This window comes from Streptomyces dioscori, from assembly GCF_003024195.1.
In the GTDB taxonomy this organism is placed as follows: Bacteria; Actinomycetota; Actinomycetes; order Streptomycetales; family Streptomycetaceae; genus Streptomyces; species Streptomyces dioscori.
In genome coordinates, this window is sequence record NZ_KZ679046.1 from 309786 (window position 1) to 334939 (window position 25154).

The window sequence follows — 25154 nt, forward strand, 5'->3', positions numbered from 1 at the left end:
AGGGATGAGTGTGTTCCTCAATTTTGACTACTGGGGGTTGAGCTCGCCGAGGGTACAGCGCGACACGGGAGGAACCAAGTCCTCGACCTGTGAGGCCGGTCACTTCTCGCCCAGGGTGGTGAGGCGGGGCTCGTGGACTCCTACCGGCAGGCCCTGACGCGCCTGTACGAGGCCGGAGAGCCCCTCAGGGTCGAATAGGGGGCGCACCTCAGGGTCGTATCAGGGTCGAGCCCGGAACCGTCGGGAGCGCGGGGCCGTTCTCAGAACAGAGAGCGGCAGCGGCCGCTAAGGAGGCTACGCACATGTCAAGGAACGCGAAGATAGCCGTAGGCGGTGTCGCGGTCGGCATCGTCCTGCTCTTCTGGCTGCCCTGGTGGGCCGCCCTGCTGATCGTCCTGGGAGTTCCCGCGGCGGCGTATCTGACGCTGGACCCCTCGCAGCGGCGCAGGCTGCGCCGTGTCGGCCGCAAGGAACTCGGCCGCTGAGACAGACACCACCTGCTCGATCAGTTCCTCGTCAGGCACTCCCTCTTCGATCAGTTCCTCTCCGGGCACTTCCTCTTGGGCGGCTCTCCGGAGAGAGGCAAGAGTCGACCTCGTCGCCGCTCGCAGGCCTGCCGATGGCGTGGCCCGCGGGTGGCGTCGGCACTGCCTGCGCACCACTGAGGTCCGCCGGGTTCAGTTCGGGCGTACGGCCATCTTGTCCAGTGCCTCAAGAAGGCCGGGCAATTCGGGTCCGCGGCCGACCGGAAGGATCTCGCCGGGCTTCTCGTCGAGCAGTACGAAGGCGATGTCGTCGGTCCGCGCCACCAACGACCAGCCGGGACCGTCGGCGCGCAGCGTCCGCGCGTCCCCCGGAGCGAAGGACGAGCGCACACGGCCGAGCGGCGGAGGAGCGTCCACGTAGGAGTGCGCTTCGGAGAGGACGCGCTGGACGCCGGTGAGCGGCGCCCGCCCGCCGTCCCTGTCGCCACCGTCCCCGTCGCCAGGGTCGCCACCGTCTTCGTCCGCACGGTCCCCGCCGGTCCGGGCGGTGCCATCACTCGGAGCGGGCCCCTCGTCCGGCGAAACGGCGAACTCGGTCTCGTCGATCTGTTCACGCCAGGCGGCCCACTGCAGCGCGATCTCGTCCGCGCCGAGGCGCCGTTGGGCCGCACCCCAGGCGGACGCGTCCGGCGGGCACAGCGGCGCCTGCTCCGCGATCTCGGGGGCGGGATCGTGCGGGGCGGGCACACCGGGCGCCGCGACCGCCACGGCCAGCGGCCACCCGGGCAGCGCGGCCACCATCGAGCGATCGTCCGGCGACAGGTCGTACTCCATGCCGCAGTCCCAGGAAGCGATGGCGACGGCCACCAGCGAGACGTCGTCGATGACGACGGTCCACCGCGCGCCGTCGCCGTCCTGCCCCAGCACCAGCCCGTACCCGTCGGCGAGGGGTGCGAGGCCGAGCGCGGCGCAGGCCTCCGGGTAGTCGTCGCCCAGCACGCTGGGGAACTGCGCCGGCGTCAAGAGCACCGCCGTCAGTACATACAGTGCGTCGTCGTCCCCGGTGGCGACGGTCTCGTCCTGCGTCCCGGCCATCCCAGCCTCCCCTCGCTACATCCGTCGGCGCACCCTAATGCGCGCCGGGGCCGTTGTCACGGGGCCGGAACACGCGGGGACCTGCTCTCATGCTGCAGAACGCGACCGAAGCGACCACCCGCGGTCGCACTGATTCCGCTTCCGCTCCCGTCAGGCGACCGGCAGGCCGAGGAGCGTCCGGGCCACCGCCGTGGGCGACTCGTCGCGTTCTCGCGCGAGCGCGATGACGGCCCGGCACGCCAGCTCGTTCACACCGAACGAGAGAGCTTCCGGCGACACCCAGGCCGCGGCCTCGTCGACCCCGTCCTGGTCGTCCTCGACGCCCGCCGCCACGTAGGCCGCCGCTGCTTCGAACAAGTTGTGCGTCTGCTTCTTGGGACGAGGCCCGGCCGAAGGCACAGGGTGCCCGGACCCAGCCGGCCGTGGGCGTGAAAAAAGCTTCCGTAGTCGAGCCATCGAGCCGGACATTCGGGCCACCTTCCCCCGCATACTGCGTCTTCGGTCATCGCCCATCTGTCTCTGCTCAACGTAGAGTTGAAACTTCGACACCAGAAGGGGGCGGTGTCGTGAACCCTTGCCGAACGCCCTCGTCGGATCGGCGAACAGGGCGGTCCCGGGCGGCGTTTCAGGGGTGCCGCACGGCAAGGGCGAGGAAACGGGCGTCCTCGTCCACATACGACGTCATGCGCCAGCCGGAGGCGGACAGGAGCGGGCCGAGGCTGCCCTCCGCCCGCAGGTCGTCCGGGGTGATCCGCCGTCCCTGGCGCGCGGCGAGCGCGGCCCGGCCGATCGGGTGGAAGAGCGCCAGGACCCCGCCGGGCCGTACGACCCGTGCCAATTCCCGCAGATTCTCGGCGGGGTTCGGAAGATGCGCGATGAGCCCGGCCGCGAAGACGGCATGGAGTGACTCCGCGCGCAGCGGCAGGCGCGACACGTCGGCGAGGAGCAACTGCCCCGCCCGGTCGCGTCGTGCCCGCACCGCCGCCTCCAGCATGGCCGGCGTCAGATCCGCGCCGAGGACCGTCCCGGAGGGCCCCACGGCGTCTCTGAGGGTCGGCAGAGCCCGTCCCGTGCCGCAACCCGCGTCGAGCACGTGATCGCCCTCCCGCAGCCCCAGTTCGGAGACTGCTGCCGCGTACGCCGGGCCGTCGTCGGGAAAACGGTCGTCCCAGCCGGCCGCGCGGGCCGAGAAGAACTCCTGGACATGCGTGTGGTCGTCGCTCATGCACCGCATGATCTCGCATCGCACGATGAGCGACACGATCGAACAGCGACGCGAAACACGAGGCGGTGCACACGTTCGAGCGTGCCGCGATCGTTCCCCCGCATCGCTACGCCATATTCCAGCAGTTTTCGAAACTCGCCCCCTGCTCGCGCCCCGGGCCGGACTAGCGTCCCGGAGCCATGGGACACCTGGACCACGCCACCTTCGGCTGGCTGACCCCCGTGCTGTCGTACGCCATGGCGTGCATCGGCGCCGGGCTCGGACTGCGCTGCACGGTCCGCGCGCTCGGCGCCCGTGGCCGCTCGCGCCGCAACTGGCTGCTCACCGCGGCCTCCGCGATCGGCACGGGCATCTGGACCATGCACTTCGTGGCGATGCTCGGCTTCGGCGTCAGCGGCACCGAGATCCGTTACAACGTGCCGCTCACCGTGCTCAGCCTCCTCGTCGCGATCCTCGTCGTCGGTGCGGGCGTCTTCGCCGTGGGCTACGGCCGGTACCGCGGCCGCGCGCTCGTCCTCGGCGGCCTGACCACCGGGCTGGGCGTGGCTAGCATGCACTACCTGGGCATGGCCGCGCTGCGGCTGCACGGCGAGGTGAGCTACGACCCGCTGCTCGTCGGAGTCTCCGTCGTCATCGCCGTGGTCGCGGCGACCGCCGCACTGTGGGCGGCACTCAACATCAGCTCGCCGGTCGCGGTCGCCGTCGCCTCGCTCGTCATGGGCGGGGCGGTCAGCAGCATGCACTACACCGGGATGTTCGCGGTCGGCGTCCACGTCACACCCTCCGGACAGGCCCTGCCCGGGGCAACGGCGATGCAGTTCGTGTTCCCCCTCGCCGTCGGCCTCGGGTCCTATCTCTTCCTGACGTCGGCGTTCGTCGCGCTCTCCCCGACAGCGGACGAGCGCGAGGCCTCCGCGTCGGCCCAGCGGCCCGTCGAAAGCGACCGCTTCTTGACATCGCCCAGGAGTACCTAACGGCGATCCCGGACCGGCGACCCGACAGGGCGTGCCCACCGAACCACCCCGAGCGAGAAGGCCATGCGTACATCCCGAAGGACCCCGACAGACGGTGCACAGCCGTCGACGGCCCGGACACGGGGCCGTCGCGCGCATGCCGGACCGCCGGCCGACGAAGACTCCGGCCCCGAGGAAACCGACGACACGGAACCGGGAAACGCGCCCACACGCGCGGGGAGATGGAGTCCGAGGCCCCGTACCGTGCGAGCGAAGATCGTCTGCCTGCTGATGGTCCCGGTCGTCTCCCTGCTCGCCCTGTGGGCACACGCCACCGTCACCACGGCCCAGGACGTCGCACGGCTGCGCCAGTTGCAGCGGGTGGACGCCGAGGTGCGTACCCCGGTCGCAGCTGCCGTCATCGCGCTCCAGGACGAACGCGTGGCAGCCGTCCGCCACGCCACGCGCCCCTCGGCCGACCGGGAGCGCGACCTCAAGAAGCTGGCGGCGCGCACCGACCGGACCGTGTCGGAACTCCGCCTCGGAGAAGGCGGCACCGTCGCCGACAGCGGGGAACTTCCCGCCGGGGTGGCCGCACGTCTCGAAACCTTCGTGACCGGCGCGGAGCAGCTCCGCGCCGTGCGGACCGCCGTACTCGACCGCAGGACCGGCTGGGACGAGACATACAGGCGGTACACCGGGACCATCGTGACGGCCTTCGGGGTGGGCGGAGCGCTCACCGGCATCCAGGAGGCGGAGATCGGATCCGACGCGCGCGTACTGCTTGAGTTCTCCCGCGCGGGAGAGGCGTTGGCACAGGAGGACGCGGTACTCGCAGGCGTCCGCCGCACAGAGCCCCTCGACGGCCAGCGGCTGCGGCTGTTCACCGGCGCCGTCGACACGCGCAGGCTGCTCACCGACTCCGCTGTCGTCGACCTCCGCGGACCTGAACGAGCCGCCTGGCGGAATCTCACGGAGGGCGCCGCGTACGCCGACATGACGGCCGCCGAGGACAGGGTTCTCACCGCCCCGCCCGGTGCCACGCCCCTCCAGGCCTCGCCCGGGGAGACCTGGAACGCCGCCCACGCGCGCGTGCGGGACGACATGCGGACCATCGAGGCGGACGCCGGCCGTGACGTCGCGGACCGGACGGATCCCCTCCGGCGCGGCCTGCTCTCGCCTGCGGGTGCCGCGGTCCTCCTGGGGCTCGCAGCCGTCGCCGCCTCGCTGCTCATCTCCGTACGCATCGGACGCGGCCTGGTCGTCGAACTCGTGACCCTGCGCAACAGCGCCCTGGAGATCGCCCGGCACAAACTGCCCGACGCCATGCGGAAACTGCGGGCCGGAGAGGAGATCGACGTCCGTTCCGAGGCTCCGCCGGGGCCGCCCGCCGAGGACGAGGCGGGGCAGGTCGCGGAAGCCCTGACCACCGTGCACCGCGCCGCCCTGCACGCGGCCGTCGAACGAGCGGAACTCGCCGGCGGGATCTCCGGTGTCTTCGTCAATCTCGCCCGCCGCAGCCAGGTTCTCGTCCACCGTCAACTCAGGCTGCTGGACAGCATGGAGAGGCGCTCCGAGGACCCGAACGAGCTGAGCGACCTCTTCCGGCTCGACCACCTCACGACCCGGATGCGACGTCACGCGGAGAGTCTGATCATCCTCTCGGGAGCAGCCCCCGGCCGGGCGTGGCGCATGCCGGTCTCCCTGACGAACGTAGTGCGCGCCGCAGTCTCCGAAGTCGAGGACTACGCGCGCGTGGAGGTACGACAGCTTTCGGAGACCCTGGTCGTCGGAGCGGCGATCGCCGACCTCACGCATCTGCTGGCGGAGATCGTCGAGAACGCCGCCCAGTTCTCCCCGCCCCACACCAGAGTGCGGATCACCGGCGAGCCGGTCGGCAACGGATACGCCGTGGAGGTCGAGGACCGGGGACTGGGCATGGGCAAGGAGACCCTCGCCGAGGCCAATCGCCGCATCGAGCAGTCCCAGGCACTCGATCTGTTCGACAGCGACCGGCTCGGCCTCTTCGTGGTGAGCAGGCTCGCCGCCCGGCACGGCATCAAGGTGCACCTGCGGACCTCGCCCTACGGAGGCACCACGGCGGTGATCCTCCTGCCCACCGCGCTGTTGCACACGAGCACGGAGGAACGTTCCGGTGCTCGTCGCGGCAGGGCCGGGCGACCTGCTGGACCGCCTCCCGGACGATCTGCCGCACGGCCGACGGAACAGCCCGCCGAACCAACCACAGGACAGGGCGTCGGACGCCAGTACGCGCGCGTGCCCGGTCCCGCGCGGCGACAGGACCACGAGGGGCCCGCGCCTCGACAGGACTCCGTGGGCTCCGTGGGGCCCGCGCCTCGACAAAACTCTGTGAGGCCGGCTCCGCGGCAGGACTCCGTGGAGGCCCACATCGAACGACCCGCACTCGTCCCGCCCGTAGCCGCCCCGGCGGAGGCGACGGCGGACGGCTCGCACGCCGGACCACCGCCCGAGGTGATCACCCTGCGCCTGCACCGTTCCCTCGACGATGCCGAGCCGTCCGACGCGTCCGGCGCGTCCGACGGACTCCCGCGGCGCGTTCGTCAGGCCAGCCTCGCCCCGCAACTGCGCGAAGAGCGCGCCGCAGAGCCCGTGGACCCGGCACGTCATCAGGACGACGCCGAGCGCACCCCCGAAGCGGTACGGGACCGGATGGCGGCCTACCGCGCGGGGTGGGCCCGCGGCGGCGGCCGTTCCCCCGGTCCCCGCGCCACGCCCGGCCCCGCAGAGGACGGCGACAGCAGCGAAGGAGACCTCGCATGATCCAGGATCCGGATACCGGCACAGCGGCACGGTCCGGCGAACTCGGCTGGCTGCTGGACGACTTGGTGCTGCAGGTCGCCGAGGTGAGGCATGCTGTCGTGCTCTCCGACGACGGGCTCGCGGTGGGCGCGTCCACCGGCCTCGGACGCGAGGACGCGGAGCACCTCGCTGCGGTCTCCTCCGGTTTCCACAGTCTGGCCAAGGGCGCGGGCCGCCACTTCGGCGCCGGCGGAGTACGCCAGACCATGGTGGAGATGGATGACGGCTTCCTGTTCGTGGTGGCCGCCGGAGACGGGTCCTGCCTCGCCGTCCTGAGCGGTGTGACGGCCGACATCGGCCTGATCGCCTACGAGATGGCGCGTCTGGTCAGACGGGTGGGCGAGCATCTCCACTCGGCTCCTCGCGCCGGCGTCCGTCCGCCCGCGGCCGGGTGAGCGGGGGGCTGAGCGCATGACCGAGGACCGGGCAGCCGCCCCCGAGCAGCCGGGCAGCCAGTGGTACGACAGTGAGGCCGGGCCGCTCGTCCGTCCGTACGCCATGACGGGTGGACGCACCGAATCGGGACCCGCAGGGGTGCGCTTCGACCTGATAGCGCTCGTCACACTCGACGCCGGGGTACCCGAGGCCGACGCGCACACCGCACTCGGTCCGGAACACCGGGCCCTCGTCGAACTCTGCCGGGCCGAGACCCAGTCCGTCGCCGAACTGGCAGCGGACACCGATCTGCCCGTGGGCGTGGTGCGCGTGCTCCTGGGCGATCTGCTGGAACTGGGCTGCGTGACGGTCAGCCGCCCTGTGCCGCCCGCGCGCCTGCCCGACGAACGCATCCTGCGCGAGGTCATCGACGGACTGAGAGCCCTGTAGACGTCGACCGATTACCTGCGAATCCGAGAGAAGTGATCGATGGTCCATGAACACTCCGATGCCACCAGCGGTGAGACGGCCGCCCTGGCATTGAAGATCCTCGTCGCCGGCGGCTTCGGCGTCGGCAAGACCACCCTGGTGGGCGCGGTCAGCGAGATCAGACCGCTGCGCACGGAGGAACTGCTCAGCGAGGCCGGCCGGTCGGCGGACGACACCGGCGGCGTGGACCGGAAGGTGACGACGACCGTCGCCATGGATTTCGGGCGCATCACCATCAGGTCCGGCCTGTCGCTCTACCTGTTCGGAACGCCGGGCCAGGACAGGTTCTGGTTCCTGTGGGACGAACTGGCGCAAGGAGCCCTCGGCGCTGTCGTCCTTGCGGACACCCGCCGGCTTGAGGACTGCTTTCCGGCGGTGGACTACTTCGAACACCGGCACATCCCCTTCGTGGTGGCGGTCAACTGCTTCACGGACGCACGCACGTACGGCGCCCACGAAGTAGCACGGGCCCTCGATCTCGACCGGGGAACCCCCGTGGTGCTCTGCGACGCCCGTGACCGCGACTCGGGAAAGGAGGTGCTGGTACGTCTCGTCGAGTACGCCGGGCGGATGCACACCGCCCGGCTCCTCGACTCGGTCGGCTGACGGACTCGGCCGACGCGCGGCCGACCGAGCGCTCTGCCTGCGCGACGCAACCTGTCCCGGAGGTCAGTCGGCGACCGATCCCTCCGCGAGAACCTTCTCGATACGCACGCGTACGACGAGTTCGCCGGGTACGCCGTTCCGGGCCGCGAACTCCTCGGCGCGCTCCTCGCCCATGTACCGGCTGCCGATCCGGCCCGCCCAGAGCCGGACGTCGTCGAGGTCCTCCGAGATCCGGGCCTGCCCCTGTACGACGACGTACGCGAACGGCGGCCGGTCGTCGTCCACGCACAGGGCCACCCGGCCGTCCCGCGTCAGATTCCGCCCCTTGACGGTGTCCTTCCCCGTGTTGAAGACCAGGTCGTCGCCGTCGAGCACGAACCAGATCGGTGCCACGTGCGGGCGCCCGTCGGCCCGGACGGTCGACAACTTGCCAGTGCGGGTTCCGTGCGAGACGAACGCCCGCCATTCCTCATCGGTCATCTTGTGTGCCATGCCCCTATCCTCCTTGCCCGGACGGCGACGGTGGGGAAGGCTGGTCGATCGGATCCTCCAGCCCGGGGGAGCCACCATCACGGGGAGACGGATCATGGCGGAGAACCGGGGACTTGACTGGCTGCTCGACGACCTGACCCAGCGTGTCGAGCACATACGCCACGCGCTCGTGCTGTCCAACGACGGGCTGGTGACCGGGGCGAGCACAGGTCTGCGGCGGGAGGACGCCGAACATCTCGCCGCCGTCTCCTCCGGCCTGCACAGCCTTGCCAAGGGCTCGGGCCGGCACTTCGGCGCGGGCCGGGTCCGCCAGACCATGATCGAATTCGATGACGCGGTCCTCTTCGTCACGGCGGCCGGCACCGGTAGTTGTCTGTGCGTGCTCAGTGCGGCCGAAGCCGACATCGGCCAGGTCGCGTACGAGATGACTCTGCTCGTCAATCGCGTCGGTGAGCATCTTCACGTCGATGCCCGACATCCGGAACATTCGCCCTCCATAGACATCTGACCTGCACAGACGTTGTCGCGATCGAAGTTATCCACAGGCTCGGCGCGAGGCGCGGTGAACCGGCTACGGTTTTTCTCGAAGCAAGCGCACGCACAGCGCACACCGCTGCACGGGGGAGAACCACCATGTCCGGCAACACCGTCACGCAGTCCGTCATGCCTGTCGCCACGCAGGCCGCTACACAGGCCGTCACGCAGGCGGCCGCGCAGTCCGTCACGCAGTTCGTCGTCTCCGGTCCGAACGGGCCTGCCGGGTCGACGCCGACACAGGCCTCGACACTCGCGCAGAGCCGCGCCGCGCGGGAGCTGGGGTTCAAGCGGGGCGAGTTCGACCTCGCCGTACGGCTCGGGCGCATCCGCACAGTTCCCGACGAGGGCGGTGGAGGCCATCGCGTCACCCGCGCGGAGATCGACAGGGTGCGGGCCGAGGACGGCTTCCCCGAGGCCCTGCGGGAACGGGTCAAAGCAGTCGGCACCTCGGAGGGCGCGGCCCTCATGGGCGTCACGACCGCCCGGTTCACGCGCTTCGCGCGCCTGGGTCTTGTCGTGCCTGTGAAGTTCTATTTGAATCGCTACCGCGCCGTGGTGTGGCTGTATCTGGCCGAGGAGCTGCGGCAGTTCGCCGACGACAAGAAGCACGCGCCGCTGCTGAACGGCCGTGTGCCCGAGAGCCTGCGTGACCAGCTGAAGACGGGACTGGACCTGCGGGCCCGGAACTGGCGAGGCCGGCACCTCGGGTTCCTGCTTCGGCAGAACGAGGACCCATGGGCACGAGCCGCGGTCGTGGCCTCGCTGCTCGACCCCGTCCAGGTCGCCGAGATCGTCCCCGATCCGTACGAGCGGGCCTACCTGGACCGGTTCCGGCCCGAACAGATCACTCACGGTGCGCCCGACTCGCCCGCCGCCCACACCACGGCCCGGATCGTGACAGCGGCGGATCCGGACGAGATCAGCTGGCTCCGCGCCGATCTGGCGAACGGGCTGGAGGAGGCGCGCGACCGCCGGGCCGCCCCGCGGCCGACGACGGAGACCGAGACGACGGAGACCGGGACGACGGAGACCGGGACGACGGAGACCGGGACGCCGGAGACCGGGACGCCGGAGATGGGGCACGACCGGTCGGCGCCTCTCGGAGAACGCCGCACGCCGTTCGACCACCGGCAGCCCGTCGAGCTGCGAGAGGCCACCGAGCTGCGGCGCCGGACCGAAGCGCGTCGTCCGGCCGGAGTACGACGTCCGGCCGGGCCGCGACGTCCGGGAGAGCAGCGGGGCCCGGCCGAAGTACGGCTTCATCCGGCCGGAGGGCATCGGGTCCAGGGGCGGCACCCGGCCCGAGCGCTGCTCCCAGCGGTAGCGCCACATACAGCCGTAGAGCCGCACCCAGCCGTGGCGCCATCACCGGCCGCAGCGCCACACCCGGCCGTAGTACGACGGTCGGCCGAGGTGCGACCCGTCATCGATGAACCGGGGCGACCCGGGCGCCTCCTAGGTTGGCTGCGGCGCAGAAACCTCTGACCCGGCCCGGTGCCCGGTCAGTCCTCCAGCTTGCGGAACAGCCCTTCCTGGACGACGGAAACGAGCAGGCGTCCCTCCTGGTCGTAGATCCGCCCCCGGGCCAGCCCTCGGCCACCCGTCGCGATCGGGGACTCCTGGTCGTACAGGAACCACTCGTCGGCGCGGAACGGCCGGTGGAACCACATGGCGTGGTCCAGGGAGGCCATGTCGAAACCGCGCCGGCCCCACAGGGGTTCCACCGGGATACGGACGGCGTCCAGGAGGGTCATGTCGCTCGCATAGGTGAGCGCGCAGGTGTGGACCAGCGGATCGTCGCCCAGCGGTCCGACGGCGCGCATCCATACGGCGCTGCGCGGCTCGGCGTTCTCGATCTCCTCCGGTGTCCAGCGCAACCGGTCCGCGTAGCGGATGTCGAAGGGCTGACGCCGGGCCATGCGCTCCAGCGTCTCGGGGAGCGCGCCCAGATGTTCCTTGATCTCCTGAGTGACGCTCGGGAGCGACTCGGGGTCCGGGACCTCGCGGGCCGGCGGCAGCTGGTGCTCGAAGCTCCCTTCCTCAGGCTTGTGAAAGGAGGCGGTCAGATTGAAGATCGTGCGGCCCTGCTGCACGGCGGTGACGCGGCGCGTGGTGAACGACCGCCCGTCCCGCACGCGCTCCACCTGGTACACGATGGGCACGCCCGGCCGGCCCGGACGCAGGAAGTACGCGTGCAGTGAGTGCACGGGCCGTTCCGGGTCCGTGGTGCGGCCGGCGGCCACGAGGGCCTGGCCCGCGACCTGTCCGCCGAAGACCCGCTGCAAGGATTCCTGCGGGCTGGGGCCACGGAAGATGTTGACCTCGATCTGCTCCAGATCGAGCAGGTCGACGAGTCGTTCCGCTGGGTTCGTCATGTGTCGCGTTCTCCTGTGCTCACAGCTGGCCGACGGCGGTGACCTTGACGATGGCACGTCCCTCGGCGTCGGAGGCCACGAGGTCGATCTCCGCACTGATGCCCCAGTCGTGGTCGCCGTTCGGGTCGGCGAACGTCTGCCGCACCCGCCACAGACCGTTCTCCGGCTGCTCGTCGATGAGCAGGAGCTTGGGACCGCGTGCGTCGGGGCCGGTGCCGAGGTCGTCGTACTCGTCCCAGTAGTCGTCCATGGCCTCGCCCCAGGCATCGGCGTCCCAGCCCGCCTCGGAGTCGAGCTCTCCGAGCTCGGCGACGTTGTCGAGGGCGGCGAGTTCGACCCGCCGGAACATGGCGTTGCGGACGAGGACCCGGAAAGCGCGCCCGTTGGCCGTGACCGGCTTGACCTGGTCGGCCTTCTCCTGGGCCTCCTCGGCGGTCATCACCTCGGGGTTGGCCAGCTGCTCCCACTCGTCGAGGAGGCTGGAGTCGACCTGACGCACCATCTCGCCGAGCCAGGCGATCAGGTCCTCCAGGTCCTCGGACTTCAGGTCGTCCGGGACGGTGTGGTCAAGGGCCTTGTAGGCGCTCGCCAGGTAGCGGAGCACGATGCCCTCGGTGCGGGCGAGCTCGTAGTGGGACACGAACTCGGTGAACGTCATGGCCCGTTCGTACATGTCGCGGATGACGGACTTCGGGGAGAGCGGATGGTCGCCCACCCACGGGTGACTCTTGCGGTAGGTGTCGTACCCGTGGAAGAGCAGCTCCTCCAGCGGTTTGGGGTACGACACGTCCTGGAGCCGCTCCATGCGCTCCTCGTACTCGATGCCTTCCGCCTTCATCGCTCCCACGGCCTCGCCGCGGGCCTTGTTCTGCTGGGCGGCGAGGATCTGTCGCGGGTCGTCCAGCGTGGACTCCACGACGGACACCATGTCCAGGGCGTACGAGGGCGATTCCGGGTCCAGGAGGTCGAACGCGGCAAGAGCGAAGGTCGACAACGGCTGGTTGAGGGCGAAGTTCTGCTGCAGGTCGACGGTGAGGCGCACGATGCGCCCTTCCGCGTCCGGCGTGTCGAGCTTCTCGACCACTCCGCCGTCGAGGAGGGAGCGGTAGATCGCGATCGCCCGCCTGATGTGCCGCAGTTGCTGCTTGCGCGGCTCGTGGTTGTCCTCCAGCAGATGACGCATAGCGGCGAAGGCGTTGCCGGGCCGCGCGATCACGGACAGGAGCATCGTGTGAGTGACCCGGAAGCGCGAGGTCAGCGGCTCGGGATCGGACGAGATCAGTTTTTCGAACGTGCCCTCCGTCCAGCCCACAAAGCCTTCCGGGGCCTTCTTGCGTACCACCTTGCGGCGCTTCTTCGGGTCGTCGCCGGCCTTGGCAAGGGCCTTCTCGTTCTCCACGACGTGCTCGGGGGCCTGCGCCACGACGAAGCCCGCCGTGTCGAAGCCGGCCCGGCCGGCCCGGCCCGCGATCTGGTGGAACTCGCGTGCGCGCAGAGTCCGTACGCGCGTGCCGTCGTACTTCGCCAGAGCGGTGAACAGCACGGTGCGGATGGGCACGTTGACGCCGACGCCGAGGGTGTCCGTGCCGCAGATGACCTTCAGAAGACCGGCCTGCGCCAGCTTCTCGACCAGGCGGCGGTACTTGGGCAGCATGCCGGCGTGGTGCACACCGATGCCGTGCCGTACGTACCGGGAGAGGTTGCGGCCGAACTTGGTGGTGAAGCGGAAGTTGCCGATCAGCGCGGCGATCTGGTCCTTCTCCTCGCGCGTGCACATGTTGATGCTCATCAGCGCCTGTGCCCGCTCCACGGCCTGCGCCTGGGTGAAGTGGACGATGTAGACGGGCGCCTGCCTCGTCTCCAGAAGCTCGGTGAGCGTCTCGGTGAGCGGAGTCAGCTTGTACTCGTAGGAGAGAGGGACGGGACGCGTCGCCGAACGGACCACCGAGGTGGGTCGGCCGGTCCGCCGGGTCAGGTCTTCCTCGAACATGGAGACGTCGCCGAGCGTCGCCGACATCAGGATGAACTGCGCCTGCGGCAGTTCGAGGATCGGGATCTGCCAGGCCCAGCCGCGGTCGGCCTCGGCGTAGAAGTGGAACTCGTCCATCACGACCTGGCCGACGTCGGCACGCTTGCCGTCGCGCAGCGCGATCGAGGCGAGGACCTCGGCGGTGCAGCAGATGACCGGGGCGTCGGAGTTCACGGACGCGTCGCCGGTCAGCATGCCGACGTTCTCGGTGCCGAACATCTTGCACAGCTCGAAGAACTTCTCCGAGACGAGAGCCTTGATCGGCGCGGTGTAGAAGGTGACCTCGTCACGGGCGAGCGCCGCGAAGTGCGCACCCGCGGCGATCATGCTCTTGCCGGACCCGGTGGGGGTCGACACGATCACGTTGGCACCCGAGACCACCTCGATCAGCGCCTCCTCCTGGTGGGGATAGAGCGTGAGACCGCGTTCCCCGGCCCACGACTCGAAGGCTTCGTAGAGAGCGTCGGGATCTGCGGTCTGCGGCAGCTGATCGATAAGGGTCACACACCCATCTTGCCTGTCATCCCACCCGATGAGGGAATCGGATGCGAGGCCGAAGATCACGAACGCTACGCTGTGTCGCCGACCAGGTGTCAGCTCACCGGGGCAACTGGCAGTCAGTACAAGAGGAATGGGGCGGGGCACGGCCATGATGGGACCAGCACACTCACTGTCGGGGGCGGCGGCCTGGCTGGGCGTCGGGGCGGCGGCAGCCGCCGCCGGCCACACGATGCCCTGGCCGGTCCTGGTGGCCGGCGCGCTGATCTGCGCGGGTGCCGCGCTCGCCCCGGATCTGGATCACAAGGCCGCCACGATCTCGCGGGCTTTCGGACCCGTGTCCCGGGGCCTGTGCGAGATCGTCGACAAGCTCTCGTACGCCGTCTACAAGGCGACGAAGAAGCCCGGCGACCCGAGCCGTTCCGGCGGCCACCGGACTCTCACGCACACCTGGCTGTGGGCGGTGCTGATCGGCGCGGGAGCGTCGGTCCTCGCGATCACGGGAGGCCGCTGGGCGGTGCTGGCGCTGCTGGCCGTCCACATGGTGCTCGCCATCGAGGGGCTGCTGTGGCGGGCGACGCGTGGCTCCAGCTCCGACGTCCTGGTCTGGCTGCTGGCGGCGGCGAGCGCGTGGATCATCGCGGGAGTGCTGGACAAGCCGGGCAACGGAGCCGACTGGCTCTTCACGGAGCCGGGCCAGGAGTACCTGTGGCTCGGGCTGCCGATCGTCCTGGGGGCACTGGTCCACGACATCGGGGACGCGCTGACGGTGTCGGGCTGCCCGATACTGTGGCCGATCCCGATCGGCCGCAAGCGCTGGTACCCGATCGGGCCGCCCAAGGTGCTGCGGTTCCGGGCGGGCAGCTGGGTGGAGCTGAAGGTGCTGATGCCGGCGTTCATGCTGCTGGGCGGAGTGGGGGGCGCGGCCGCGCTCAACTTCATCTGAGGCCGACGCATCCGAATGACCTCGCCACCGGGACGCGGGGCGCGGCTGTCGGACGGGGTACGGCCGGCGGACGGGGTGCGGCCGTCACCCGGCGCCGTGAGGCACCCGTTCCGGTCGGGTCAGGACGATTCGCCCTCGCCCGACGCCTTGTCCTGGCCCGCGCCGCCGTACCGCTTCTCGAAGCGGGCGACCCGTCCCTCGGTGTCCACGGTCCTGGCCGTACCCGTGTAGAAGGGGTGGCTCTCCGAGGAGATCTCCACATCCACGACGGGGTACGTCCGGCCGTCGTCCCACTCGATGGTCTGGTCACTGGCAGCGGTGGACCGGGTCAGGAAGGCGTATCCGGCGGCGCGGTCGCGGAAGACGACGGAGTGGTAGTCGGGGTGCGTGTCCTGCTGCATGAGTGCTCCTTGCGTGGGGGAGAGGTGCGCGGACCGGGCAGCGGGGGAGAGGCGGTCAGCCGGACAGGGAGTCCTCGTCGACGATGTGCATGGCGGCCTCCTCCGCCGAGGCGGCGGCTCCGTCTATGCCCACGTCGGTGGCGATCAGGCCGCTCTCCGAGTCCTCGTGCGCTCCTTCTCCGGGGGACACGAGACGTCCGGAGCGGAGGGTGCCCACTTCGTTGTCCAGGGGTTCGCCGTCCGAGTCGGGGCAGTCTCCGATGCCGTCGCCGTCGGGTGCCGCTATGTCCGGGAGCTCTTCGGCGAGGCGTTCGTCGAGGGTTTCGCCGCGGTGACGCCCGGCCGCTGTCACGTCTTTGCGTTCCACCGCCCAGGGGCGTTCCGGAGGTGACCAGCCGCGGTCCAGAGGGTCGCTCACACCGTCGGTTTCGAGTGTGTCCTCGGCGTCGAGCAGTCCGGCGTCGTCCTGAACCTCGGATCCGTCGGGCTGGTAGACATCGTCTCCCCAACCGTCGGCGCTGTCCACGGGTACCTCCAGGTGGTGCGGGCCGGCCTGCTGTCGCCGACCTCCACACTTCCACCCACCTGCGACACCGCGCAACGTCACGGAGCCCGACGGGGCGCGTGGGGCCGCTCGGGGAGTGCGGGGGTGGGCCGGTCGCGGGGTGCGGCGCCGCGACGGACCGGCCCGGTCACGAGCGGGCCTCCCACGAGGCCCGGGCCTGCCGATTCAGGCCCGCCGGACCGCGGCCCGCCCGAGCCCCGCACGCCCGGCACGCCCGGCTCCGGCCCGTCGGGGTCCGCCGGTCGGCCAGGCCCGACCGGCACCGACCCGCTGGCCCGGCCGGACCGCCTGGTGGCAGCCTGTCCACGGCCGGACCACTCGGGGCGACCGACCCGCGGCCGGACCGCCCGTGGGCAGCCGGCCACGGCCGTGTCGCCCGTGGACGGCCCCCCTGGGGCAACCCGCCCGCGGTCGGTCCGCCCGCGGCCGGACCACTCGGTGGCAGCGTGCCTACTGCCGGACCGCCCGCAGCCGGTCACCTGAGGCAACCCAACCCTGGCTGGTCCGCCCCCCAGCTGGCCCGCCCCCGGCCGGTCCGCGGCGGGTCTGCGGCCGGTAGGTCCGCGGCCGAATCGCCCCGGCCGACCCGCCCACGCCCGCGCACCCCTTCACCCGTGCCAAGACCGCCACAGTGCCGCGTACGCGCCGTCGGCGGTGACCAGTTGATCGTGGCTGCCGAGTTCGCTGATGCGGCCGTTCTCGACGACGGCGATGACGTCCGCGTCGTGGGCGGTGTGCAGCCGGTGGGCGATGGCGACCACGGTGCGGCCGTCCAGGACCCGGGCCAGGGAACGTTCCAGGTGCCGGGCCGCCCGCGGGTCGAGGAGCGAGGTGGCCTCGTCCAGGACCAGCGTGTGCGGGTCCGCGAGCACCAGGCGGGCGAGCGCGATCTGCTGGGCCTGGGCCGGTGTGAGCGCGACACCGCCCGAGCCGACCTCGGTGTCGAGGCCGTCGTCGAGCGCCCGCGCCCACCCGTCGGCGTCGACCGCGCCGAGGGCGGCCCACAGCTCGGCGTCGACGGCACCCGTGCGGGCGAGGAGCAGGTTGTCGCGCAGGGCGCCGACGAACACGTGGTGTTCCTGGTTGACCAGGGCGACGTGGGAGCGGACCCGTTCCGCGGACATGCGGGACAGTTCGGCGCCGCCCAGGGTGACGTGGCCTGTGCGGGGCGCGTAGATCCCGGCGAGCAGCCTGCCCAGGGTGGACTTGCCCGCGCCGGACGGGCCGACCAGGGCCAGCCGGGTGCCGGGCGCGACCGCAAGGGAGACCTCGCGCAGCACGTCGACGCCCGCCCGGTAGCCGAAGTGCACCTCGTCGGCGTGCACGTCACGGCCGTCGGGGGCCAGCGCCCCGTCACCCGCGTCCGGCTCGATCTCGCGGACGCCCACCAGCCGTGCCAGCGACACATGGGCCACCTGCAGCTCGTCGTACCAGCGCAGGATCAGACCCACCGGGTCGACGAGCATCTGAGCGATCAGGGCGCCCGTGGTCAGCTGGCCCACGTCGATCCAGCCCTGGAGGACGAAGTAGCCGCCGATCATGAGGACCGAGCCGAGGACCGTGGTGTGGGTGGCGTTGACGACCGGGAAGAGCACCGACCGCAGCCAGAGGGTGTACCGCTCCCAGGCCGTCCACTCCTTGACCCGCTGGTCCGACAGCGCGATCCGGCGCTCGCCCAGGCGGTGTGCCTCGACGGTGCGCCCGGCGTCCACGGTCTCGGCGAGCACGGCGGCCACGGCCGCGTAACCGGCGGCCTCGGAGCGGTAGCCGGACGCGGCGCGCTTGAAGTACCAGCGGCAGCCGACCACCAGGATCGGGACGGCGACCAGTACCGCGGGCGCGAGCGGCGGCGCGGTCACGACGAGCCCGCCGAGCAGCAGCGCCACCCACACCACGGCGATGGCCAGCTGGGGCACGGCCTCGCGCATGGCGTTGGCCAGCCGGTCGATGTCCGTGGTGATGCGGGAGAGCAGATCGCCCGTACCGGCCCGCTCCAGGACGCCGGGCGGCAGCCCCACGGCCCGTACGAGGAAGTCCTCGCGCAGGTCGGCCAGCATCCGCTCGCCGAGCATGGCCCCGCGCAGTTGCACCTGGTGCACGAACACGGCCTGGACGACCAGGGCGAGGGCGAACAGCGCGGCGGTGCGCTCCAGGTGCAGTTCGCGGGCGGCGGTCGTGCCTTCGGAGACGTGCTGGACCAGGGAGCCCAGCAGATAGGGGCCCACCATCGAGGAGACGACGGCGACCGTGTTGACGGTGACGAGCACCAGGAAGGTCCGGCGATGCCGTCGGAACAGTTCGGCCACGTAGGCGCGTACGGTCGTGGGGGCTCCGACGGGCAGGGTCTCCGCGGTCGTCGGGGCCGCCGGATCGTAGGCCGGGGGCGCTACGCCGATCATGCCGTCTCCTCGATCTCTTCCAGTTCCTGCAGCTGGTTCAGTTCCTGTTCGGCGGCCTCGTCGTCCGTCTCGCGGGTCACCACGGCGCGGTATCGCACGTCGCTGTGCAGCAGCTCGCGGTGCACGCCGACCGCCGCCACCTCGCCCTCGTGGACGAGTACGACCCGGTCCGCGTGGTCGAGGAGCAGCGGCGAGGAGGTGAAGACCACCGTCGTGCGTCCCTGCCGCAGGGAGCGGATCCCGTCGGCGATGCGCGCCTCGGTGTGCGAGTCGACCGCGGACGTCGGTTCGTCCAGGACCAGTACGCCCGGGGCCGTGACCAGCGACCGGGCCAGGGCGAGACGCTGGCGCTGGCCGCCGGACAGGGACCGGCCGCGTTCGGTGATCCGGGCGTCCATCGGGTCGTCGGCGTCCAGCGAACCCTGGACGAGCGCGTCCAGGACATCGCCGCACTGGGCCGCGGACAGCGCCTCCGCGGGGCTGACGTCTCCCGAGGAGGGCACGTCGAGCAGTTCGCGCAGCGTGCCGGAGAGCAGGACCGGATCCTTGTCCTGGACGAGGACGGCCCTGCGGGCGAAGTCGAGGGGCAGTTCGTCGAGCGGTACGCCTCCGACCAGCGCGGACGGCAGTTCCGAGGACTCGGCCGTATGACCGCCGAGCCGTTCGGCCAGTTCACCCGCGGCGTCCGGGTCGCCGCACACCACGGCGGTGAGCCGTCCCTCAGGCGCGAGCAGACCGGTCGCGGGGTCGTACAGGTCCCCGGTCGGCACGAGGGCCTCGCGCGATCCCTCGCCGTCCGTGGCCCGTTCGAGGGACAGCACCCGCGCCGCACGCCTGGCGGACGGCCGGGAGAAGGAGTACGCCATCGCGATCTCGGTGAAGTGCCGCAAAGGGTAGGTGAGGATCATGACCGCGCTGTAGACGGTGACCATCTCACCGACGGTGATCCGGCCCTCGCGGGCCAGGTGCACGCCCTGCCAGACGACCACGATCAGCAGCAGACCGGGCAGGAAGACCTGGATAGCGTGGATCAGTGCCCACATGCGGGCACTGCGCACGGCGGCGTGCCGGACCTCCTGCGAGGCACGGCGGTAGCGGTCGAGGAAGAGTTCCTCGCCGCCGATCCCGCGCAGCACGCGCAGGCCTGCGACGGTGTCCGAGGCCAGTTCGGTGGCGCGTCCCGCCTTCTCGCGCTGGAAGTCGGCGCGGCGGGTGGCACGGGGCAGCAGCGGCAGCACCGACAGCGCCAGGACGGGCAGGCCCACGGCGACGACGACGCCGAGTGCCGGCTGGTAGACGACGAGGGCGACGCAGACGAGCACGACGGTCACCGCGGCCGCGGTGAACCGCGACACGGCTTCCACGAACCAACCGATCTTCTCGACGTCGCCCGTCGAGACCGCCACGATCTCGCCGGCCGCGACGCGGCGGGTCAGCGCGGAGCCCAGCAGGGCGGTCCTGCGGGCCAGCAGCTGCTGCACGCGCGCGGCCGCGGTGATCCAGTTGGTGACCGCGGCCCGGTGCAGCATGGTGTCGCCGAGCGCGATACCGAAGCCGCACAGGGCGAGCAGCCCGCCCGCCAGGGCCAGCCGCGCTCCGGAGCGGTCCACGACGGCCTGGACGGCGAAGCCGACGCAGAAGGGCAGGGCGGACACGGACAGGAAGTGCAGCAGCCCCCAGACCAGGGCCTTCAGCTGTCCGCCGAGCTGATTCCGGCCGAGCCATACCAGGAATCGGGGCCCCGAGCGTGCGTCCGGCACACCCGGGTCGGGATACGGAAGGTCTTGAATCTGCATGACGTCCCAAAGGGCTCGTAGTACGGAGGTGGAGAGGCAACACGTGGGGAGGCAACAAACCGTGTCAGGTTCGCGTCGCAGCGTGTCCGCAGGCAAACGCTTTTCCGTCGTGAGGCAAAGATTCGGCCCGGACCGCCCGGATATGACCGCCAGGTCGAAAGGGTTTACACGGTCGCCCGCGTCGTGGTGCGACGATGGACGGATGCACGAGAACGGACGGATGCACAAGAACGGACGGATACGCACGACGGCCGTGGCCGCGGTCCTGGGCGCCCTGGTCATGCCACTGGCGGCCTGCGGCGGTTCGGACGACGGCAGCGGGAAGAAGAGCAACGGGCAGGCGGGCGGCGGGTCACGGCCCGGACAGGCGCGCACGGTCGACCTCAAGCGCATCCCCGACGTGGGGGACAAGCTGCAGAAGCAGATCCCCGCGAACTCCCGGCAGGTCGTCGCGGTCTACGGACAGGGCAAGGACTCGGCGAAGTCCACGATCGTCCTCTACACCAAGTCCGGCTCCACCTGGGACAAGACGCGTAGCTGGGAAGGGCACAACGGCAAGAAGGGCTGGACGACCGACCACAACGAGGGCGACAAGCGCAGCCCCGTCGGAGTGTTCACGCTCAGCGACTCGGGCGGTGTCCTCGCCGACCCCGGCGCCAAGCTCCCGTACACGCAATCCTCGGGCTTCCAGGCCCCGCACTACTGGGCCAAGTCGCACTGGCACGACTTCGACCACGTCATCGCCATCGACTACAACCGCGTCAAGGGCACCTCGCCGAACGACCCGACCCGTCCCCAGGGCCAGTCCAAGGGCGGCAGCATCTGGCTGCACATGGACCACGGCAGCGGTACGTCGGCCTGCGTGAGCCTGTCCAAGTCGGGCATGCAGTACCTGCTGCGCACCCTCGACCCCGACCGGCACCCGGTCGTGGTGATGGGCGACAAGGCGGACCTCAAGGCCTGACAGCCCCTCACCACCGGGCCCCGCCCCCACCGCCCTCAGTAGTAGTGGCGCAGCGAAGGCCACAACCGGGACCACGGCTTCGTGGTCCCCGAGCACAACAGCACCGCCGCGCCCTGCTCCTCGTTCTCCACCTCGTCGTTCTCCGCCCCTTCGCCGTCCGGAGCGCCGTCTCCGTTGTCCACGCGGGCGACCTGCCGGCAGTCGGTGAAGTACCGCTCCGCACCGTCCGCGTCCTCCTGCTGGACGACGAGCACCGGTCCGTCCATCGAGTCGGGCGGCGGACCCCAGTCGGCGTAGCTCATATGGCCGGAGTAGGGGCGAGGCAGCCCGCGCGCGGGCCCGTAGCGGTCCAGGGCGCCCGCCTCGCCGTAGTTCCGCGTGAAGACCACGGCCCGTGCCCGCTTGGGTGCGGGAATCGTGGACCACCCCTCCTCGGCCGCGTCGGCCAGTTCCGGCCAGCCGATCTGCTCGCCCTGCTCCTTGTTGAGCGCCAGCGGCACGGTGAGCGCGCTCCGCGGCAGCACGGGCAGGGTCACCGCCGCGTTGATCGCGACGACGGCCGCCACGGGCCAGGTGCGGCCGTGCCGCCGCACCCAGCCGACAGCGGGTTCGCAGCCCGCCACGAGCAGCACGAGCAGCAGCGGAACGACGTAGTACCCCTTGCCGCCCAGCGCCAGGACCAGCACGCACAACACCGGGTACGCCACCGCCGTCGCCCGGGCCCAGCGCAGCGGCGGATCGTGCCACAGCCGCAGCCAGCCGATCACCCACACGGGCACGAACAGCGGGGAGAGGTAGATGAGTTGCTGCGGTAGGAACAGGGTCCGGTTTTCGGCCCCGTCGTCCGTGCCGATCCCCTCCGCCACGGTCAGCTGCGGCCAGTCGTGCTCGGCCTGCCACCACAGGTTGGGTGCCGCGACAAGGAGGGCCGCTGCCGCGCCGACGGGCAGCCACGGGCTGCGCAGCACCCGCCGCGGGCCGACGGCGAGCACGGCCGCGAGCAGGGCGAGAACAAGCAGCGCCACCAGGTACTTGTTCAGCAGGCCGACCCCGACGCACAGGCCGATCGGCAGCCACCACCGCCCGTCACCCGTGCGCAGCAGCCGCAGCGTCAGCCAGCAGATCACCAGCCACGCCAGCAGATCGAAGCCGGCGGTCGACAGCAGGTGTCCGACCGCCAGCGGCTGTGCGGACACGCCCGCGAGCCCGGCGGCGAGCACCTGCGTCCGCCGGTCGCCGCCCAACTCCCGCGCGACGAGGGCGACCACGACGACGGATGCGACGAAGGCGAGCGTCGCCGGTACGCGCAGCCCGGCAACCGAGTTCCCGAACAGTTCGGTGGCGGCCCGTGCGATCAGTGGTGTGAGCGGCGGCTGGTCGACGTATCCCCACGCCGGGTGATCGCCTGCCGCAAGGAAGTACAACTCGTCCCGGTGGTAGCCGTACCGGCCCGACAGCGCGGTCAGCGCCACGGCCAGGACAGCTGCCAGGGCCGCCACGGGGCCGAGGGTGAACCGGGGTAACCCGCGCGGTGCGTCGTCCCGTTCCCGATCCACAGTGCCCCCTCGCCAACCGGTCGGACCACGGTACTGACGAGGCCCGATCCGGTCGAGGGTTACCGTCGGAGCCCGAGGCAGCATTGCGGGCCGGCAGGACGCCAGGAGCACGCACGTCACCGGGAAGCTCGCCGCCCACAGGACCGGCGACCTCGCGAACTCCTCCACGTTCACGCCCGGTTCCGTGCACCGCTGGACCGACGGTGAGAACACGGACGAGCTCGACGGGGCCTGGACCGACGACGAGAAGGTCACCGTGGAAGGGCGCGGGCCCGCCGCGACGACCCGCACGGACACCATGGACGGCGCCCCCTGCGCTCGGTGCGGGTGACCGGCGGCGGACCGCGCTGTCCCCGGGGGACCGGGCGTCCGTCGTGGACAGACCTCAGCCGTTCCGTCGGAGGTCGTCCTGCGGTTTCGGCGAGTCCATGCCCTGTCGTTCCTTCTTCCACAGGCCTCGGGTGAAGTCCGGGATCGCCTGCGGTGCCCCGTTCGCCTTGATGGAGGCGTGGCTCAGCGGCACCGGGGCGGTCCAGGTGGCGGCGTCGTAGACGTCGAAGTCCGGTACCAGCCCGAGGCGGATGGACTGCATCAGACGGAACAGCATGATGTAGTCCATCCCGCCGTGTCCGCCGGGCGGGTCGGAGTGCTCCTTCCACAGCCAGTGGTCCCACTCCGCGTACGCCGAGAAGTCGCCCCAGGCGTCGTCCGTGTGGTCCGGCTCTATATAGATCCGCTCGGGGTAGTCCTCGAACACACCCTTCGTGCCGCCGAGGCTGTTGATCCGCGAGTAGGGGTGTGGCGTCGACACATCATGTTCGAGCCGGATCACCCGCCCCTTGGCGGTCTGCACGAGGCTGATGGTCCGGTCGCTCTCGATGTACGTCTCCTTCCAGCTCGGGTCGCCCGGCGGCATGTGCTCCGCGCGGTACTCGGCGAGGCCGAGCGAGGGGGTGCCGAAGCTGGAGATGTGGGTGACGCGGTCACCGCGGTTGACGTCCATGTAGTTGGCGACCGGGCCGAAGCCGTGGTTCGGGTAGAGGTCGCCGCGCAGCCGGGTGTGCCACAGCCGCCGCCAGGGCCCTTCGTAGTAGTCCGGGTCGAACATCAGGCCGCGCAGATCGTGGTTGTAGGCCCCGGCGCCGTGCAGGAGTCGGCCGAACTTCCCCGCGTGCGCCATGCGCAGGACCCGCATCTCGTTGCGGCCGTAGCAGCAGTTCTCCAGCTGCATGCAGTGTCTGCGGGTGCGTTCGGAGAGGTCGACCAGTTCCCAGAGCTGGTCGAGCCGCATCGCGACCGGACACTCCACGCCGACGTGCTTGCCGTTGAGCATGGCCGTGCGCGCCATCTCGAAGTGCAGGTCCCAGGGCGTCGCCACGTACACGAAGTCGAGGTCACCGCGTGCGCAGAGGGCGACGAAGTCGTGCTCGCCCTTCGTGTACGTCGCCGGGGCGGGCTGGCCCGCGGCCACCACCTTGGCCGCGGCTCCCGCGGCCTTGTCCTTGACCGGATCGCACAGTGCGACGACACGGACGCCGTCGAGGGCCAGGAAGAGGTCGATCATGCCGCCGCCGCGGTTGCCGAGTCCGATGATCCCGACCCGTACGGTCTTACGCCGTTCGAACGGCACGCCGATCATGGTTCTGCCCTGCGCGGCGGGTGCGGCGGGTTCGCCGTCCGCGGCGGCTTCCGCCGACGCCCCGGATGCGGCGGCGTGCGCCGTGCCGCCGCCCGCCGCGAGGGCGCCGAGGCCCAGCCCCAGGCCCAGTCCCGTTCCGGTGACGCCCGCCGTGCGCAGTACGGAGCGCCGGGAGTGGCCCTCGGGGTTCTCGTCGGCTTCGGCTCTGGATTCCGGTGTCGCGTTCTCGTCGTGCATCGGACCTCCTCGGTGGGGGAGCGCGGGTTCACCGCGCTGTCACCCTCCTAGGGGGCCGGCCGGGGGGCAAGGGACGGAACTGGCCGGGGAGTTGGACTTTCCGCGCCGGGCCGTCAGCAGTCGTGTCCGGCCCCTCGGGTGGCGGCATCGGCGGCGGCATGGGCGCCGGCAGCGGTTTCGCCCCCGTCGGCCGAGACGGAAGTACCGTCGACCAGCGTGTCCAGCAGCCCGCCCAGTACCGCGCGCTGGTCGTCCGTGAGGGGCGCGAGGATGTCCTCCGCGGCCTCCCGGCGCGCGCCGTGCAGCTCCCGCAGCACCCGCCCGCCGTCCTCCGTGAGCTCGATGCGGATGACCCGCCGGTTGGTGGGGTCGGGTACACGTCGTACCTTGCCGCTCGCCTCCAGGCCGTCGACCAGCGTCGTCACGGCCCGCGGCACCACCTCAAGCCGTTCTGCCAGATCGGCCATGCGCGGCGGTGAGCCGTAGTGGGCGAGGGTGCGCAGCAACCGGGACTGCGCCGGGGTGATGCCGAGCCCCCGCGACTGGAGATGGCGTTTCTGGATGCGGTGCACACGGCGGGTCAACCGCAGCAGCTGCTCGGCGAGCAGGCCGTCGGCGTCGGGGGTGTCCATGCCGGGAACAATATCAGGA

General features: G+C 71.1%; 22 protein-coding genes and 2 pseudogenes. 11 read left to right on the plus strand and 13 right to left on the minus strand.

Translation table 11 applies throughout. The features are described 5' to 3' along the window. Positions 1 to 302 precede the first annotated feature (302 nt). Entirely contained in the window at positions 303 to 485 is a 183-nt protein-coding gene (locus C6Y14_RS24055; RefSeq protein WP_107018862.1) for a hypothetical protein, read from the plus strand. A gap of 192 nt (positions 486 to 677) precedes the next feature. Here C6Y14_RS24055 and C6Y14_RS24060 read toward each other — a convergent pair whose 3' ends face one another. The 3 genes from C6Y14_RS24060 to C6Y14_RS24070 form a co-directional block, all read right to left on the minus strand. Then, positions 678 to 1580: a hypothetical protein gene (locus tag C6Y14_RS24060; RefSeq protein ID WP_107018863.1), complete on the minus strand. Its 903-nt coding sequence runs from the start codon at positions 1578 to 1580 to the stop codon at positions 678 to 680. 150 nt (positions 1581 to 1730) lie between these two features. Then, the gene (locus tag C6Y14_RS24065; RefSeq protein WP_107018864.1) at positions 1731 to 2069 is read right to left on the minus strand and encodes a hypothetical protein; all 339 of its coding nucleotides are present in this window, start codon (positions 2067 to 2069) and stop codon (positions 1731 to 1733) included. 136 nt (positions 2070 to 2205) lie between these two features. Continuing rightward, complete coding sequence (locus C6Y14_RS24070) at positions 2206 to 2805, minus strand: class I SAM-dependent methyltransferase (RefSeq protein WP_107018937.1); 600 nt, start codon at positions 2803 to 2805, stop codon at positions 2206 to 2208. A 179-nt stretch (positions 2806 to 2984) separates the two neighbouring features. Between C6Y14_RS24070 and C6Y14_RS24075 the strand changes: the two genes are divergently transcribed. The 5 genes from C6Y14_RS24075 (at position 2985) to C6Y14_RS24095 (ending at position 8069) form a co-directional block, all read left to right on the plus strand. Continuing rightward, positions 2985 to 3779, plus strand: a complete 795-nt coding sequence (locus C6Y14_RS24075; protein WP_107018865.1) for an MHYT domain-containing protein — start codon at positions 2985 to 2987, stop codon at positions 3777 to 3779. A gap of 63 nt (positions 3780 to 3842) precedes the next feature. Continuing rightward, positions 3843 to 6560 (plus strand): sensor histidine kinase, encoded by a 2718-nt coding sequence (locus C6Y14_RS24080; RefSeq protein ID WP_107018866.1) that lies wholly within the window; start codon positions 3843 to 3845, stop codon positions 6558 to 6560. Next, on the plus strand, positions 6557 to 6994 hold the full coding sequence (locus tag C6Y14_RS24085; protein WP_107018867.1) for a roadblock/LC7 domain-containing protein: 438 nt from the start codon (positions 6557 to 6559) through the stop codon (positions 6992 to 6994). Before C6Y14_RS24080 ends, C6Y14_RS24085 begins: the two co-directional genes overlap by 4 nt. A 16-nt stretch (positions 6995 to 7010) precedes the next feature. Then, complete coding sequence (locus C6Y14_RS24090) at positions 7011 to 7424, plus strand: DUF742 domain-containing protein (protein ID WP_107018868.1); 414 nt, start codon at positions 7011 to 7013, stop codon at positions 7422 to 7424. Positions 7425 to 7463: 39 nt separating this feature from the next. Further along, positions 7464 to 8069 (plus strand): GTP-binding protein, encoded by a 606-nt coding sequence (locus C6Y14_RS24095; RefSeq protein WP_107018869.1) that lies wholly within the window; start codon positions 7464 to 7466, stop codon positions 8067 to 8069. A 63-nt stretch (positions 8070 to 8132) separates the two neighbouring features. Here C6Y14_RS24095 and C6Y14_RS24100 read toward each other — a convergent pair whose 3' ends face one another. After that, positions 8133 to 8561 carry a PPOX class F420-dependent oxidoreductase gene (locus C6Y14_RS24100; RefSeq protein WP_107018870.1) on the minus strand — a complete coding sequence of 143 codons (429 nt, stop codon included), beginning with the start codon at positions 8559 to 8561 and terminating at the stop codon, positions 8133 to 8135. 94 nt (positions 8562 to 8655) lie between these two features. Here C6Y14_RS24100 and C6Y14_RS24105 point away from each other — a divergent pair, with 94 nt between their 5' ends. Beyond that, entirely contained in the window at positions 8656 to 9069 is a 414-nt protein-coding gene (locus tag C6Y14_RS24105; RefSeq protein WP_107018871.1) for a roadblock/LC7 domain-containing protein, read from the plus strand. A gap of 125 nt (positions 9070 to 9194) precedes the next feature. Continuing rightward, a pseudogene (locus C6Y14_RS24110) lies at positions 9195 to 10097 on the plus strand (DUF6397 family protein); the annotation flags it as partial. Positions 10098 to 10600: 503 nt separating this feature from the next. On the opposite strand, the gene C6Y14_RS24115 reads toward C6Y14_RS24110, so the two are convergent. Beyond that, positions 10601 to 11473 (minus strand): acyl-CoA thioesterase, encoded by an 873-nt coding sequence (locus C6Y14_RS24115; RefSeq protein WP_107018872.1) that lies wholly within the window; start codon positions 11471 to 11473, stop codon positions 10601 to 10603. A gap of 19 nt (positions 11474 to 11492) precedes the next feature. Further along, positions 11493 to 14006 (minus strand): DEAD/DEAH box helicase, encoded by a 2514-nt coding sequence (locus C6Y14_RS24120; RefSeq protein ID WP_107018873.1) that lies wholly within the window; start codon positions 14004 to 14006, stop codon positions 11493 to 11495. Between the two features lie 145 nt (positions 14007 to 14151). On the opposite strand from C6Y14_RS24120, the gene C6Y14_RS24125 reads away from it, so the two are divergent. Beyond that, positions 14152 to 14946 (plus strand): metal-dependent hydrolase, encoded by a 795-nt coding sequence (locus tag C6Y14_RS24125; RefSeq protein WP_107018874.1) that lies wholly within the window; start codon positions 14152 to 14154, stop codon positions 14944 to 14946. A 119-nt stretch (positions 14947 to 15065) separates the two neighbouring features. On the opposite strand, the gene C6Y14_RS24130 is transcribed toward C6Y14_RS24125, so the two are convergent. The 4 genes from C6Y14_RS24130 to C6Y14_RS24145 form a co-directional block, all read right to left on the minus strand. Further along, positions 15066 to 15347 carry a type B 50S ribosomal protein L31 gene (locus C6Y14_RS24130; protein ID WP_107018875.1) on the minus strand — a complete coding sequence of 94 codons (282 nt, stop codon included), beginning with the start codon at positions 15345 to 15347 and terminating at the stop codon, positions 15066 to 15068. 55 nt (positions 15348 to 15402) lie between these two features. Next, a complete protein-coding gene (locus tag C6Y14_RS24135; protein WP_107018876.1) occupies positions 15403 to 15873 on the minus strand; it encodes a DUF5709 domain-containing protein in 471 nt (156 codons plus the stop codon). Between the two features lie 647 nt (positions 15874 to 16520). Then, the gene (locus C6Y14_RS24140) at positions 16521 to 18311 is read right to left on the minus strand and encodes an ABC transporter ATP-binding protein (protein ID WP_107018877.1); all 1791 of its coding nucleotides are present in this window, start codon (positions 18309 to 18311) and stop codon (positions 16521 to 16523) included. Next, positions 18308 to 20107, minus strand: a complete 1800-nt coding sequence (locus C6Y14_RS24145; protein ID WP_107018878.1) for an ABC transporter transmembrane domain-containing protein — start codon at positions 20105 to 20107, stop codon at positions 18308 to 18310. The genes C6Y14_RS24140 and C6Y14_RS24145 overlap by 4 nt, the downstream gene beginning before the upstream one ends. Before the next feature lie 202 nt (positions 20108 to 20309). Here C6Y14_RS24145 and C6Y14_RS24150 point away from each other — a divergent pair, with 202 nt between their 5' ends. Beyond that, a complete protein-coding gene (locus C6Y14_RS24150; protein ID WP_225891241.1) occupies positions 20310 to 21071 on the plus strand; it encodes a hypothetical protein in 762 nt (253 codons plus the stop codon). Between the two features lie 35 nt (positions 21072 to 21106). On the opposite strand, the gene C6Y14_RS24155 is transcribed toward C6Y14_RS24150, so the two are convergent. Then, the gene (locus tag C6Y14_RS24155; RefSeq protein ID WP_225891242.1) at positions 21107 to 22570 is read right to left on the minus strand and encodes a glycosyltransferase family 39 protein; all 1464 of its coding nucleotides are present in this window, start codon (positions 22568 to 22570) and stop codon (positions 21107 to 21109) included. Between the two features lie 151 nt (positions 22571 to 22721). On the opposite strand from C6Y14_RS24155, the pseudogene C6Y14_RS45125 reads away from it, so the two are divergent. Beyond that, a pseudogene (locus C6Y14_RS45125) lies at positions 22722 to 23004 on the plus strand (peptide-N4-asparagine amidase); the annotation flags it as partial. Positions 23005 to 23012: 8 nt separating this feature from the next. Here the strand turns inward: C6Y14_RS45125 and C6Y14_RS24160 are convergent. After that, positions 23013 to 24503, minus strand: a complete 1491-nt coding sequence (locus C6Y14_RS24160; RefSeq protein ID WP_107018879.1) for a Gfo/Idh/MocA family protein — start codon at positions 24501 to 24503, stop codon at positions 23013 to 23015. 113 nt (positions 24504 to 24616) lie between these two features. Further along, positions 24617 to 25135 (minus strand): MarR family winged helix-turn-helix transcriptional regulator, encoded by a 519-nt coding sequence (locus C6Y14_RS24165; protein WP_107018880.1) that lies wholly within the window; start codon positions 25133 to 25135, stop codon positions 24617 to 24619. Between the last annotated feature and the right edge of the window lie 19 nt (positions 25136 to 25154).

Bases quoted from the DNA above. Each gene is read 5' to 3' on its own strand.
- C6Y14_RS24055 (WP_107018862.1), top strand. From the start codon at position 303: ATGTCAAGGAACGCGAAGATAGCCGTAGGCGGTGTCGCGGTCGGCATC.
- C6Y14_RS24060 (WP_107018863.1), bottom strand. From the start codon at position 1,580: ATGGCCGGGACGCAGGACGAGACCGTCGCCACCGGGGACGACGACGCA.
- C6Y14_RS24065 (WP_107018864.1), bottom strand. From the start codon at position 2,069: ATGCGGGGGAAGGTGGCCCGAATGTCCGGCTCGATGGCTCGACTACGG.
- C6Y14_RS24070 (WP_107018937.1), bottom strand. From the start codon at position 2,805: ATGAGCGACGACCACACGCATGTCCAGGAGTTCTTCTCGGCCCGCGCG.
- C6Y14_RS24075 (WP_107018865.1), top strand. From the start codon at position 2,985: ATGGGACACCTGGACCACGCCACCTTCGGCTGGCTGACCCCCGTGCTG.
- C6Y14_RS24080 (WP_107018866.1), top strand. From the start codon at position 3,843: ATGCGTACATCCCGAAGGACCCCGACAGACGGTGCACAGCCGTCGACG.
- C6Y14_RS24085 (WP_107018867.1), top strand. From the start codon at position 6,557: ATGATCCAGGATCCGGATACCGGCACAGCGGCACGGTCCGGCGAACTC.
- C6Y14_RS24090 (WP_107018868.1), top strand. From the start codon at position 7,011: ATGACCGAGGACCGGGCAGCCGCCCCCGAGCAGCCGGGCAGCCAGTGG.
- C6Y14_RS24095 (WP_107018869.1), top strand. From the start codon at position 7,464: ATGGTCCATGAACACTCCGATGCCACCAGCGGTGAGACGGCCGCCCTG.
- C6Y14_RS24100 (WP_107018870.1), bottom strand. From the start codon at position 8,561: ATGGCACACAAGATGACCGATGAGGAATGGCGGGCGTTCGTCTCGCAC.
- C6Y14_RS24105 (WP_107018871.1), top strand. From the start codon at position 8,656: ATGGCGGAGAACCGGGGACTTGACTGGCTGCTCGACGACCTGACCCAG.
- C6Y14_RS24115 (WP_107018872.1), bottom strand. From the start codon at position 11,473: ATGACGAACCCAGCGGAACGACTCGTCGACCTGCTCGATCTGGAGCAG.
- C6Y14_RS24125 (WP_107018874.1), top strand. From the start codon at position 14,152: ATGATGGGACCAGCACACTCACTGTCGGGGGCGGCGGCCTGGCTGGGC.
- C6Y14_RS24130 (WP_107018875.1), bottom strand. From the start codon at position 15,347: ATGCAGCAGGACACGCACCCCGACTACCACTCCGTCGTCTTCCGCGAC.
- C6Y14_RS24140 (WP_107018877.1), bottom strand. From the start codon at position 18,311: ATGATCGGCGTAGCGCCCCCGGCCTACGATCCGGCGGCCCCGACGACC.
- C6Y14_RS24145 (WP_107018878.1), bottom strand. From the start codon at position 20,107: ATGCAGATTCAAGACCTTCCGTATCCCGACCCGGGTGTGCCGGACGCA.
- C6Y14_RS24150 (WP_225891241.1), top strand. From the start codon at position 20,310: ATGCACGAGAACGGACGGATGCACAAGAACGGACGGATACGCACGACG.
- C6Y14_RS24160 (WP_107018879.1), bottom strand. From the start codon at position 24,503: ATGCACGACGAGAACGCGACACCGGAATCCAGAGCCGAAGCCGACGAG.
- C6Y14_RS24165 (WP_107018880.1), bottom strand. From the start codon at position 25,135: ATGGACACCCCCGACGCCGACGGCCTGCTCGCCGAGCAGCTGCTGCGG.